At 58.0% G+C, this 13,158-nt stretch carries 10 protein-coding genes; 1 reads left to right on the forward strand and 9 read right to left on the reverse strand.

From position 1 onward, the window contains the following. Nucleotides 1-9: 9 nt before the first annotated feature. From lpdA to sdhC, 7 genes are all read right to left on the reverse strand, one after another. Nucleotides 10-1,446: a dihydrolipoyl dehydrogenase gene (lpdA, locus tag ACO77H_RS19470; protein WP_169956478.1), complete on the reverse strand. Its 1,437-nt coding sequence runs from the start codon at nucleotides 1,444-1,446 to the stop codon at nucleotides 10-12. Between the two features lie 99 nt (nucleotides 1,447-1,545). Further along, nucleotides 1,546-2,772, reverse strand: a complete 1,227-nt coding sequence (gene odhB, locus ACO77H_RS19475; RefSeq protein WP_170056980.1) for a 2-oxoglutarate dehydrogenase complex dihydrolipoyllysine-residue succinyltransferase — start codon at nucleotides 2,770-2,772, stop codon at nucleotides 1,546-1,548. A gap of 44 nt (nucleotides 2,773-2,816) precedes the next feature. Then, a complete protein-coding gene (locus ACO77H_RS19480) occupies nucleotides 2,817-5,648 on the reverse strand; it encodes a 2-oxoglutarate dehydrogenase E1 component (RefSeq protein ID WP_169956474.1) in 2,832 nt (943 codons plus the stop codon). 260 nt (nucleotides 5,649-5,908) lie between these two features. Then, nucleotides 5,909-6,613, reverse strand: a complete 705-nt coding sequence (locus ACO77H_RS19485; RefSeq protein WP_169956472.1) for a succinate dehydrogenase iron-sulfur subunit — start codon at nucleotides 6,611-6,613, stop codon at nucleotides 5,909-5,911. Nucleotides 6,614-6,624: 11 nt separating this feature from the next. Further along, nucleotides 6,625-8,397: a succinate dehydrogenase flavoprotein subunit gene (sdhA, locus tag ACO77H_RS19490; RefSeq protein WP_076963916.1), complete on the reverse strand. Its 1,773-nt coding sequence runs from the start codon at nucleotides 8,395-8,397 to the stop codon at nucleotides 6,625-6,627. A 3-nt stretch (nucleotides 8,398-8,400) separates the two neighbouring features. Then, on the reverse strand, nucleotides 8,401-8,769 hold the full coding sequence (gene sdhD / locus ACO77H_RS19495; RefSeq protein WP_029292670.1) for a succinate dehydrogenase, hydrophobic membrane anchor protein: 369 nt from the start codon (nucleotides 8,767-8,769) through the stop codon (nucleotides 8,401-8,403). After that, nucleotides 8,763-9,137 (reverse strand): succinate dehydrogenase, cytochrome b556 subunit, encoded by a 375-nt coding sequence (sdhC, locus tag ACO77H_RS19500; RefSeq protein WP_003172804.1) that lies wholly within the window; start codon nucleotides 9,135-9,137, stop codon nucleotides 8,763-8,765. The genes sdhD and sdhC overlap by 7 nt, the downstream gene beginning before the upstream one ends. A gap of 364 nt (nucleotides 9,138-9,501) precedes the next feature. On the opposite strand from sdhC, the gene gltA reads away from it, so the two are divergent. Beyond that, nucleotides 9,502-10,791, forward strand: a complete 1,290-nt coding sequence (gltA, locus tag ACO77H_RS19505; RefSeq protein ID WP_003222994.1) for a citrate synthase — start codon at nucleotides 9,502-9,504, stop codon at nucleotides 10,789-10,791. A 244-nt stretch (nucleotides 10,792-11,035) separates the two neighbouring features. Here the strand turns inward: gltA and ACO77H_RS19510 are convergent, their stop codons facing one another. Then, nucleotides 11,036-12,694 (reverse strand): cation acetate symporter, encoded by a 1,659-nt coding sequence (locus tag ACO77H_RS19510; RefSeq protein WP_133714242.1) that lies wholly within the window; start codon nucleotides 12,692-12,694, stop codon nucleotides 11,036-11,038. After that, nucleotides 12,691-13,002, reverse strand: a complete 312-nt coding sequence (locus tag ACO77H_RS19515; RefSeq protein WP_029292656.1) for a DUF485 domain-containing protein — start codon at nucleotides 13,000-13,002, stop codon at nucleotides 12,691-12,693. Before ACO77H_RS19515 ends, ACO77H_RS19510 begins: the two co-directional genes overlap by 4 nt. Nucleotides 13,003-13,158: the final 156 nt, after the last annotated feature.

A 13,158-nucleotide genomic window follows, 5' to 3' on the forward strand; every position in this document is an offset into this window, starting at 1 on the left:
TTATCTCGCTTAGCGCTTCTTCTTGTTGGCAATGTGGATGGCATGGCCATTCACTGCCAACGCGGCTTCGTGCAGCGCTTCAGACAGGGTCGGATGGGAGAAAACCATCATGCCGATGTCTTCGGCGCTGGTGCCGAATTCCATACCGATAGCGCCCTGCTGAACCAGTTCTGCTGCGCCTGGGCCAATTACGTGGACACCCAGTACGCGGTCAGTCTTGGCATCAGCGATGACTTTGACAAAACCGCCAGTGTCGTTCGCTGCCATGGCACGGCCAGAAGCGGCAAACGGGAAGGTGCCGACGTTAACTTCAACGCCTTCAGCTTTCAACTGCTGTTCGTTCTTGCCGACCCATGCAATTTCCGGGTGGGTGTAGATAACCGAAGGGATCAGGTCGTAGTTCATCTGGGTCTTGTGACCCTTGATGCGCTCAACCACCATGATGCCTTCTTCGGATGCCTTGTGTGCCAGCATCATGCCGCGAACCACGTCACCGATGGCATAGACGCCAGGCACGGTGGTAGCGCAGTGATCGTCGACGTGGACAAAACCACGCTCGTCGATGGTCACGCCGCTGTCAGAGGCCAGCAGATCAGCGGTCACTGGACGGCGACCAACGGCAACGATCAGCTTGTCGAAAGTGATGGTCTGTTCGCCATCCTTGTCGGTGTAGGTCACGACAACTTCTTCGCCGTTGACTTTCGAACCGGTCACGCGTGCGCCCAGCTTGATGTCCAGACCTTGTTTGGTCAGGGTTTTCAGCGCTTCTTTGGACACCGCGGTGTCGGCAGCCAGCAGGAACGTGTCCAGGGCTTCCAGCACGGTCACTTGCGAACCCAGGCGGGACCAGACCGAACCCAGCTCCAGGCCGATTACGCCAGCGCCAATCACGCCCAGGCGTTTCGGTACCGATTGGAATTCCAGGGCGCCGGTCGAATCAACGATCACGTTCTGATCAACAGGAGCCGGTGGAATGTCGATTGGACGCGAACCTGGAGCCAGGATCACGTTCTCGGCTTCGATGATTTCGGTCGAACCGTCTGGCTTGGTGATTTCAACTTTCTTGCCGGCCAGCAGTTTGCCGTGACCTTGCAGGGAAGTGACGCCATTGGCCTTGAACAGGGTAGCAACGCCAGAGGTCAGGCCTTTGACGATGTTGGCCTTGCGGCCGACCATTGCTGGCACGTCCATGGTCACGCCAGCGTGGTTGATGCCGTGGATGGCAAAACCGTCCTGGGCTTCGTGGAATTTCCAGGAGCTGTCCAGCAGCGCCTTGGAAGGAATGCAACCGACGTTCAGGCAGGTACCGCCCAGGGCCAGTTTGCCTTCCTTGTCAGTGTATTTTTCGATGCACGCAGTCGAGAAGCCCAGTTGTGCGGCCTTGATGGCGGCCACGTAGCCGCCAGGGCCCGCACCGATCACTACAACGTCAAATTTCTGTGTCATGAAAATAGATCCTCTATTTGCGACAAGCTTTTAGCTCCAAGCTGCAAGCCAAGCTGATTTTTCCTACAGCTTGTAGCCCGCAACTTGAAGCTGCTTCTATCAGATATCCAGGAGCAGGCGAGCCGGGTCTTCCAGCAGATTCTTGATGGTCACCAGGAACGTAACGGCTTCCTTACCATCGATCAGGCGGTGATCGTAGGACAGCGCCAGGTACATCATCGGACGGATCACGACCTGGCCGTTGATGGCCATCGGACGCTGGATGATGTTGTGCATGCCCAGGATCGCAGCTTGCGGCGGGTTGACGATCGGGGTCGACATCATCGAACCGAAAGTACCACCGTTAGTGATCGTGAAGGTACCGCCGGTCATCTCGTCGATGGTCAGCTTGCCGTCACGGGCTTTCTTGCCGAAGCCAGCGATGCCGCCTTCGATTTCAGCCAGGCTCATCAGTTCGGCGTTACGCAGGACCGGAACCACCAGGCCACGGTCGCTGGAGACGGCAACGCCGACGTCTGCATAACCGTGGTAAACGATGTCGCTGCCGTCGATGGAAGCGTTGACTGCCGGGAAACGCTTCAGCGCTTCGGTGGCCGCTTTCACGAAGAACGACATGAAGCCCAGGCGCACGCCGTTGTGGGACTTCTCGAACAGATCCTTGTACTTCGAACGCAGGGCCATGACTTCAGTCATGTCGACTTCGTTGAAAGTGGTCAGCATCGCCATGTTCGACTGTGCTTCAACCAGGCGCTTGGCCACAGTGGCACGTACGCGAGTCATCGGTACGCGCTTCTCGGTGCGGTCGCCAGCGGCGAACACAGGCGCTGCGGCAGCCGGGGCAGCAGCCTTGGCAGGTGCGGCAGCCGGAGCGTTTTTCTTGGCTTCAACAGCAGCAACCACGTCTTCCTTGGTCACACGGCCGTCTTTGCCAGTGCCTTTGATGGAAGCCAGGTTGATGCCGTTTTCTTCAGCCAGCTGACGTGCAGCCGGTGCAGCGATTGGATCTTCACCACCAGCAGCCGGAGCGGCAGCAGCAGGTGCGGCAGCCGGAGCAGCAGCAGCGGCGGCTGGAGCGGCGGCGGCAGCGCTACCCGCTTCGATCGAGCCCAGTACCTGGTTGGACAGGACGGTTGCACCTTCTTCGGCAACGATGGCGCCCAGGACGCCGTCGGCTTCGGCCAACACTTCCAGGACGACTTTGTCAGTCTCGATGTCGACGATCAGGTCGTCACGCTTGACGGCCTCGCCTGGTTTCTTGTGCCAGGTGGCAACGGTGCCATCGGCAACCGATTCCGGGAATGACGGGGCTTTGATTTCGATAGCCATTATCTGTGGGTCCTTAAAATTCGGTTTCAGTCAGCGCGAAGGCGTTAAACAGTGAAAGCATCTTGCAGCAGTTTTTCCTGCTGCTCGGCGTGCATCGACGCATAACCACACGCAGGTGCAGCAGAAGCATCACGACCGGCATACTCCAGGCCCAGGGCCTTGTTGTGGTTGCCGATGCTGCGACGCAGGTGATGCTGGCTGCTGTACCACGCGCCCTGGTTCATCGGTTCTTCCTGACACCACACCACATGGGTGAGGTTGGTGTAAGGCGCAATGGCCTCCATCAGGTCATCTTCCGGGAACGGGTAAAGCTGCTCGATACGCACGATGGCGATGTCTTCGCGGCCTTCGGCACGACGTTTTTCCAGCAAGTCGTAGTAAACCTTGCCGCTGCACAGGATCAGGCGAGTGACCTTGGCTGCATCCAGGGTGTCGATTTCCGGAATAACGGTCTGGAACGAACCATCGGCCAGATCTTCCAGGGTCGAGATGGCCAATTTGTGACGCAACAGCGATTTCGGAGTCAGCACTACCAGCGGCTTGCGCAGCGGGCGGATCACCTGGCGACGCAGCAAGTGGTAGATCTGGGCCGGGGTAGTCGGCACGCACACCTGGATATTGTGCTCGGCGCACAACTGCAGGTAACGCTCCAGACGGGCCGAGGAGTGCTCAGGACCCTGACCTTCATAACCGTGTGGCAGCAACATGGTCAGACCGCACAGACGGCCCCACTTGTGCTCGCCGCTGGTGATGAACTGGTCGATAACCACCTGGGCACCGTTGGCGAAGTCGCCGAACTGGGCTTCCCAGATCACCAGCGCGTTAGGCGTGGTGGTCGAGTAACCGTATTCGAACGCCAGTACGGCTTCTTCGGACAGGAACGAATCGTACAGGTCGAAACGTGGCTGGCCTTCATACAAGTGCTGCAACGGGATGTAGGTGCCCGCGTCTTTCTGGTTGTGCAATACCGCGTGACGGTGCGAGAACGTACCACGGCCGATGTCCTGGCCGGTCATGCGGATCGGGTGACCTTCGAACGCCAGGGTCGCGTACGCCATGGTTTCAGCGTAACCCCAGTTGATCGGCAGGCCGCCGGCTTGCATCTTCTGGCGGTCTTCGTAGATCTTCGCAACCTGGCGCTGTACCACGAAGCCTTCCGGGATTTCCAGCAGCTTGGCGGACAGTTCCTGCAGGGTTTTCAGATCGAACGAAGTGTCGTGGCGCGCAGTCCAGGCGTGGCCCAGGTATGGACGCCAGTCCACGAACAGCTCTTTGTTCGGCTCTTTGACCAGGCTTTTTACTACATGCAGACCGTTGTCCAGCGCGTTGCGGTACTCATCGATTTTCGCCTGAACACGCGCTTCATCCAGCACGCCGGCCTTGGTCAGGCTTTCGGCGTACAGCTCACGGGTGGTGCGCTGCTTGGAGATCTGCTGGTACATCAACGGCTGGGTGCCGCTAGGCTCATCCGCTTCGTTGTGACCGCGACGGCGGTAGCAAACCAGGTCGATGACCACGTCACGCTTGAACTGCATGCGGTAGTCAATGGCCAGTTGGGTCACGAACAATACGGCTTCCGGATCATCCCCATTCACATGGAGGATCGGCGCCTGGATCATCTTGGCAACGTCGGTCGCGTACTCGGTAGAGCGTGCGTCCAGCGGGTTGCTAATGGTGAAACCCACCTGGTTGTTGATGACGATGTGAATGGTACCGCCGGTCTTGAAGCCGCGAGTCTGCGACATCTGGAACGTTTCCAGGACCACGCCTTGACCGGCGAATGCCGCGTCACCGTGGATGGAAATCGGCAGAACCTTCTCACCGGTGGAGTCGTTGCGACGATCCTGGCGAGCACGTACCGAACCCTCGACCACTGGAGAAACGATTTCCAGGTGGGATGGGTTGAACGCCATGGCCAGGTGGACTTCACCACCGGTGGTCATCACGTTGGACGAGAAGCCCTGGTGGTATTTAACGTCACCGGAACCCAGCTCGACCTTCTTCTTGCCTTCGAACTCGTCGAACAGCTCGCGCGGGTTCTTGCCGAAGGTGTTGACCAACACGTTCAGGCGACCACGGTGAGCCATGCCGATCACGATTTCCTTGGTGCCGTAGGAACCGGAACGCTGGATCAGTTCGTCAAGCATCGGAATCAGGCTCTCGCCGCCTTCCAGGCCGAAACGCTTGGTGCCCGGGTATTTGGTGCCCAGGTATTTTTCAAGGCCTTCGGCAGCGGTGACGCGCTCAAGCAGGTGGCCACGCACATCGGCAGACAGCACCGGACGGCCACGCACGCCTTCCAGGCGATGCTGGAACCAGTGGCGCTGCTCGGAATCGGTGATATGCGTAAATTCAGCGCCGATGGTGCGGCAATATGTCTGCTGCAACGCTTCGTGAATTTCGCGTAGGCTCGCTTCCTCTTTGCCGATGAACAGGTCGCCGGCACGGAAAATCGTATCAAGATCGGCATTGGTCAAGCCGTAGTGATTGATCGACAGGTCTGCAGGTGCAGGACGCTGCCACAGCCCCAGCGGATCAAGCTGGGCTGCCTGGTGGCCACGCATACGGTAGGCCTGGATCAGTCGCAATACTTCAACTTGCTTCTTCTCGTGCTCACTGCTCACGCTCCCGGCGGAAACCGGTTGGGCGCGGCGCTGGTTCTTTGCCAGCAGCACAAATTGATCGCGAATTGTTGCATGCGATACATCGGTGGCAGCGTTGCCGTCTGAAGACAACGTCTGAAATTTGGTGCGCCATTCTTCTGGCACAGCGTTAGGGTCGTGCAGGTAGAGCTCATAAAGCTCTTCCACATAGGCAGCGTTACCACCTGAAAGATAGCCGCTGTTCCACATGCGCTGCATCACGCTTTCTTGCATGCTTGGTCACCCTCGATTTGGGGACACCACCGGCGAAAACACCGAGTTTGCTTGCAAAAGGCCAAGTGCAGCGACCAAAACAAGCCACTTAGGATCACGCTGATAGTTCGGGTACCAACCCGAATGCCCCTGCTTGTCTCATTTCTTCAAAATAAGAGCTGCGGCTTTGTAAGTCGCTGCTCAAGTTAAAACTACGGCGCCGGTTGAAGCCTGCGCCGTAGCATTTACGGGCACAACGGTCCTGCTTTTACTACAACGTCTTACACACCGCTTTGCAGCAGCATGTTACGGATGTGACCAATGGCCTTAGTCGGGTTCAGGCCTTTGGGACATACGTTGACGCAGTTCATGATCCCGCGGCAGCGGAATACGCTGAACGGGTCATCCAGTGAAGCCAGACGCTCGGACGTCTTGGTGTCACGGCTGTCTGCCAGGAAGCGATAGGCTTGCAGCAGTGCAGCTGGACCCAGGAACTTGTCCGGGTTCCACCAGAAGGACGGGCAAGAGGTCGAGCAGCAAGCGCACAGGATGCACTCGTACAGACCGTCGAGCTTCTCGCGCTCTTCCGGGGACTGCAGACGCTCGATGGCCGGAGCCGGCGTGTCGTTCTGCAGGAATGGCTTCACCTTCTCGTATTGCTTGTAGAAGATGCTCATATCGACGACCAGGTCACGGATAACCGGCAAACCTGGCAGTGGACGTACAACAAGCTTGTTCTTCTTGACCACGGCCGACAGCGGCGTGACACAAGCCAGGCCGTTTTTGCCGTTGATGTTCATGCCGTCGGAGCCGCAGACACCTTCACGGCAAGAGCGACGATAGGAGAAACCTTCGTCCTGCTCTTTGATCAGGGCCAGCACATCCAGCACCATCAGGTCTTTACCACCGGTATCGACCTCAAATTCCTGCATGAACGGCGCAGCGTCCTGATCAGGGTTGTAGCGATAAACACTGACTTTCAACATGGCAGCCACCCTTAGTAAGTCCGAATCTTCGGTTCAAACGTCGGAACCGTCTTCGGCGAGAAGTTCACAGCACGCTTGGTTACGCGCTTGTCACCCGGGAAGTACAAGGTGTGGCACAACCAGTTTTCGTCATCGCGATCTTCAAAGTCTTCACGAGCGTGGGCACCACGGGATTCTTTACGAACCTCGGCGGCAATCGCAGTCGCTTCAGCCACTTCCAGCAGGTTTTGCAGCTCAAGGGCTTCGATACGAGCGGTGTTGAACGCCTGGCTCTTATCGTTGATCTTGACGTTGGCGATCCGCTTGCGCAGGTCAGCCAGCTGGGCAATACCCTTCTGCATGTATTCGCCAGTACGGAATACACCGAAGTAGTTCTGCATGCAGCTTTGCAGCTCGCGACGCAGGGTTGCTACGTCTTCGCCATCAGTGCGCTCGTTCAGCGCGTTCAGGCGTGCCAGGGCAGCTTCGATATTGGCGTCGGTCGCGTCATCGTATTCGATGCCGTCGGTCAGGGCTTTTTCCAGGTGCAGGCCGGCAGCGCGGCCGAATACCACCAGGTCGAGCAGCGAGTTGCCGCCCAGACGGTTGGCACCGTGAACCGATACGCAAGCCACTTCGCCTACAGCGAACAGACCATGGATGATCTCGTCCACGCCTTCGGCGTTCTGGGTGATCGCCTGGCCATGAATATTGGTCGGCACGCCGCCCATCATATAGTGGCAAGTTGGAACTACTGGTACTGGAGCAACTACCGGGTCAACGTGTGCGAAAGTCTTGGACAGTTCGCAGATACCTGGCAGGCGGCTGTGCAGCACTTCTTCGCCCAGGTGATCAAGCTTGAGCATCACGTGGTCGCCGTTCGGGCCGCAACCGTTGCCGGCGATGATTTCTTTAACCATCGAACGGGCAACCACATCACGACCGGCAAGGTCCTTGGCGTTCGGAGCATAACGCTCCATGAAACGCTCGCCGTGCTTGTTGATCAGGTAACCGCCTTCACCACGGCAGCCTTCTGTAACCAGTACACCGGCGCCGGCGATGCCGGTTGGGTGGAACTGCCACATTTCGATGTCTTGTACCGGAACGCCTGCACGCAGGGCCATGCCAACGCCGTCGCCGGTGTTGATCAGGGCGTTGGTGGTCGAAGCATAGATACGACCTGCACCGCCAGTCGCCAGAACGGTAGCCTTGGCGCGGATGTAGGTGGTTTCACCGGTTTCGATGCAGATAGCGATCACGCCGACGAATGCGCCGTCCTGGTTCTTCACCAGGTCAACTGCGTAGTACTCGTTCAGGAACGTGGTGCCGGCTTTCAGGTTGCCCTGATAAAGGGTGTGCAGCAGTGCGTGACCGGTACGGTCGGATGCCGCGCAAGTACGGGCAGCCTGGCCGCCTTTACCGTAATCCTTGGACTGGCCGCCGAATGGACGCTGGTAGATACGCCCCTGTTCGGTGCGGGAGAACGGCAGACCCATGTGGTCCAGCTCGAATACCGCAGCCGGGCCTTCCTGACACATGTACTCGATAGCGTCCTGGTCACCGATATAGTCGGAGCCCTTGACGGTATCGTACATGTGCCAGCGCCAGTCATCGTTCGGGTCCGCAGAAGCGATGGCGCAGGTGATGCCACCCTGGGCCGATACGGTGTGGGAACGGGTCGGGAACACCTTGGTGATCACGGCTGTCTTGTGACCGCCCTGGGCCAGCTGCAGTGCAGCGCGCATGCCGGCGCCGCCACCACCAATAATGATGGCGTCAAAAGAAATCGTTGGAATGTTAGCCATGAATCAGATACCCCAGAGAATCTGCACACCCCAGACGAAGTAAGCGAACATCGCGACGCCGCATACTGCCTGGAAAAGGAAACGTACTGCAGTCGCGGACTTGCCCAGCGCCATCGGCGTCAGGTAGTCGGTCGCGATGGTCCACATGCCGACCCAGGCGTGAGCGCCCAGGGCCACAAGGGCGAGCAGACTGAAGATACGCATCCCGTTGTGGGAGAACAGACCGTGCCATTGGGCGTAGCCAATGCCAGGGTTTGCAACGAGGTACCCGATCAGGAAAATGAAATAAGCCGCGAGAACGACCGCAGACACTCGTTGTGCCATCCAGTCATAGAGGCCCGAACGCGAAAGGTTCGTAACGCTGGTTACCATATCCAAACTCCTGCCAGAACGATCAGCACCACGGAAATGGCGATGATGATTTTCGAGCCCAGGCGGCCGCCTTCCAGCGTCTCACCGATGCCCATGTCCATGATCAAGTGGCGCACACCGGCTACCAGGTGATACAGCAGAGCGGACAGGAGGCCCCATGCTACGAACTTGGCCAGCGGGCTGGTCAAGCATGCCTTCACCTCGGCGTATCCTTCCTCGGAACCCAGGGATTTGCTCAATGCATAAAGCATGATGCCCAAGCCCAGGAACAGGATGATGCCGGAAACACGGTGCAGGAACGACGTAACGCCGGTGATGGGGAGTTTGATGGTCCTTAGGTCTAGGTTTACAGGTCGTTGGCTATTCACGGCTTTTTTTCACACTGAAGAGCCCCTAACAATCAGGGCAAAGTTGTTGGGGAGTGCACTGGTCAGGTAAGCACCACCCAGGGAGTGCGACCCCCAATGAAAGCAAGCCCAAAAGCCCTTGGCGGTCGGTGGCCGAGTATAGACAGTTAGGCTACTAATGACAACGCGCGCTCCTCACCCTAATAGCTGATTGCGCTGACGGGATAAAAGGCGTAAACGGCAGGCAATTTCGAGGAAAAAGTACGGTTAAAGCCTTCTGGGGCAAGACTTTAGGCAAATTGACATCTGGATTTATATCAATATAGTGGTGCGGGCCCTGCGTGGGGGGTCTGTCTGATGATTTGAAGCATAAATAGGAGGCCACATGGCTGACAAAAAAGCGCAGTTGATCATCGAGGGCGCAGCCCCCGTCGAGCTGCCCATTTTAACCGGCACCGTTGGTCCCGATGTTATCGACGTACGGGGCCTGACGGCCACGGGCCGTTTCACTTTCGACCCAGGCTTCATGTCGACCGCTTCTTGCGAGTCGAAGATTACCTATATCGATGGCGATAATGGCATTTTGCTACATCGCGGCTACCCGATCGAACAACTGGCCGAGAAATCGGACTACCTGGAAACCTGCTACCTGCTGCTAAATGGCGAATTGCCAACAGCCGAGCAAAAGGCCCAGTTTGTCAGCACCGTGAAGAACCACACCATGGTTCACGAGCAGTTGAAGACCTTCTTCAACGGCTTCCGTCGCGACGCCCACCCGATGGCCGTCATGTGCGGTGTAGTCGGCGCCCTGTCGGCCTTCTATCACGACTCCCTGGACATCAATAACCCGCAGCATCGCGAAATCTCCGCGATCCGCCTGGTTGCGAAGATGCCCACCCTGGCCGCAATGGTTTACAAGTACTCCATGGGCCAGCCCATGATGTACCCGCGCAACGACCTGACGTATGCGGAAAACTTCCTGCACATGATGTTCAACACCCCGTGCGAGATCAAACCGATCAGCCCGGTGCTGGCCAAGGCCATGGACCGGATCTTCATCCTCCATGCCGACCACGAACAGAACGCCTCGACGTCCACCGTGCGTCTGGCAGGCTCCTCGGGTGCCAATCCGTTCGCCTGTATCGCCGCCGGCATCGCCGCACTGTGGGGCCCTGCCCACGGCGGTGCGAACGAAGCCGTATTGACCATGCTCGATGAAATCGGCGATGTGTCCAACATCGACAAGTTCATCGCCAAGGCCAAGGACAAGAACGATCCGTTCAAGCTGATGGGCTTCGGCCACCGGGTCTACAAGAACCGCGACCCGCGCGCCACCGTCATGAAGCAGACCTGCGACGAAGTGCTGAAGGAACTGGGCATCAACAACGATCCGCAACTCGAACTGGCCATGCGCCTGGAAGAGATCGCGCTGACCGACCCGTACTTCATCGAGCGCTCGCTGTACCCGAACGTCGACTTCTACTCGGGGATCATCCTCAAGGCGATCGGCATTCCAACCAGCATGTTCACCGTGATCTTCGCCCTGGCGCGGACCGTGGGCTGGATCTCCCACTGGAAAGAAATGCTCTCCAGCCCGTACAAGATTGGCCGCCCGCGCCAGCTGTACACCGGCTACGAGTCGCGTGACATTACCAAGCTGGAAGACCGCAAGTAAGCATTCAACTGCTTAGCTGCATTGAGAACGGCCTCCCTTAGTGGAGGCCGTTTTTGTTTGTGCTGCCTGACAGGCCGCTTTCGCGAGTAAGCCCGCTCCCACAGTTGACCACATTTCAAAGGATGAACGCGGTCAACTGTGGGAGCGGGCTTGCTCGCGAAAGCAATAGCCCAGGCAACACAGAACCCCAGGCAAAAAAATACCCCGGCCTTTCGACCGGGGCATTTCTTATTGAGCTACAAGCTTAGTGGTTAACCGCCCCGCTCGCCCCCAGACCAGTCTGCGAACGCACAAACTGCGGGAAGTACAGCGCACGCTCTTTCACCGCCGCCGCCGACTTGTCGGTGATGGAGAAGAACCAGATACCCACGAACGCGATGATCATCGAGAACAGCGCCGGGTATTCGTACGGGAAGATCGCTTTTTCATGGTGCAGGATCGAGACCCAGATGGTTGGACCCAGGATCATCAAGCCAACAGCGCTGACCAGGCCCAGCCAGCCGCCAATCATCGCGCCACGGGTGGTGAGGTTCTTCCAGTACATGGAAAGCAGCAACACCGGGAAGTTACAGCTGGCAGCAATGGAGAACGCCAGGCCGACCATGAACGCAATGTTCTGGCTTTCGAACAGGATACCCAAGCCAATCGCCAGGACTGCCAGGGCGATGGTGGTGATCTTCGACACGCGAATCTCATCCTTCTCGTTGGCCTTGCCCTTCTTGATCACGCTGGCATACAGGTCATGGGACACCGCCGAAGCACCGGCCAGGGTCAAACCGGCAACCACCGCGAGGATGGTGGCAAACGCCACGGCCGAGATGAAGCCCAGGAAGATACTGCCGCCCACCGCGTTGGCCAGGTGCACCGCCGCCATGTTGTTACCGCCCAACAGAGCGCCTGCTGCATCCTTGAACGCCGGGTTGGTGCTGACCAGCAGAATCGCGCCGAAGCCGATGATAAAGGTCAGGATATAGAAGTAGCCGATGAAGCCTGTGGCATACAGCACGCTCTTGCGGGCTTCTTTAGCGTCACTCACGGTGAAGAAGCGCATCAGGATATGTGGCAGGCCAGCGGTACCGAACATCAGGGCCAGGCCCAGGGAGAACGCCGAGATCGGATCTTTCACCAGGCCGCCAGGACTCATGATCGCCTCACCTTTAGGGTGAACCTTGATCGCCTCGGAGAACAGCATGTTGAAGTCGAAGTTGACGTGCTTCATCACCATCAGCGCCATGAACGAGGCACCGGACAGCAGCAGCACTGCCTTGATGATCTGCACCCAGGTGGTGGCCAGCATGCCGCCGAACAACACATAAAGGCACATCAAGATACCCACCAGGATCACCGCCACATGGTAATCAAGGCCGAACAGCAGTTGGATCAGCTTGCCCGCGCCGACCATCTGCGCGATCAGGTAGAACGCCACCACCACCAGCGAACCGCAAGCCGACAGGCTGCGGATCTGGGTTTGCCCGAGGCGGTAGGACGCCACGTCGGCAAACGTGTACTTGCCCAGGTTACGCAGGCGCTCGGCGATCAGGAACAGAATGATCGGCCAGCCCACCAGGAAGCCGATCGAGTAGATCAGGCCATCGTAGCCAGAGGTGAACACCAGCGCGGAAATCCCCAGGAAGGACGCCGCCGACATGTAGTCGCCAGCGATCGCCAGGCCGTTCTGGAAACCGGTGATCTTGCCACCAGCGGCATAGTAGTCGGCCGCCGAGTTGTTACGTTTGGACGCCCAGTAGGTAATGCACAATGTTGCGCCGACAAAGGCGACAAACATCAGGATCGCTGCAATGTTCAGCGGTTGCTTGTGCACTTCACCGGTCAATGCGTCCGCCGCCCAAACGGCAGGAGCAAAAAGCGAAGCGCCGAATACAGCCAATAGACGACGGATCATTGCGCAGCCTCCTTGAGAATCGCATTGTTCAGGTCGTCGAATTCGCCATTGGCGCGTCGCACGTAGATGCCTGTGAGAACGAAGGCCGAGACAATCAGCCCGACCCCGATAGGGATTCCCCAGGTTATGGACGATTCAGGACTGATCTTGGCGCCCAGGACTTGCGGTCCATAGGCGATCAACAGGATGAATCCGGAGTACAGCCCAAGCATGATCGCCGAGAGAATCCAGGCGAACTTTTCCCTTTTTCTCACCAGCTCCTTGAAGCGCGGGCTGTTTTGAATCGAGAGGTAAATGCTGTCGTTCATTGTTTTTATCCTCGCAGCACAGCTTTTTTATTATTGGAACGTATCCACTGTATGCGGCTGCAGGACAGGTTCCAGACGACCTTAGTCTTAGAACCAGTGTAGCGAGGGTTTGGCAGGGGCCAGAAACAATTGCGCGAGCGAGCTTATGTGGCAGCG

Origin of the sequence: Pseudomonas sp. WMBT8, from assembly GCF_050916005.1 — a bacterium.
Classification (GTDB): Bacteria; Pseudomonadota; Gammaproteobacteria; order Pseudomonadales; family Pseudomonadaceae; genus Aquipseudomonas.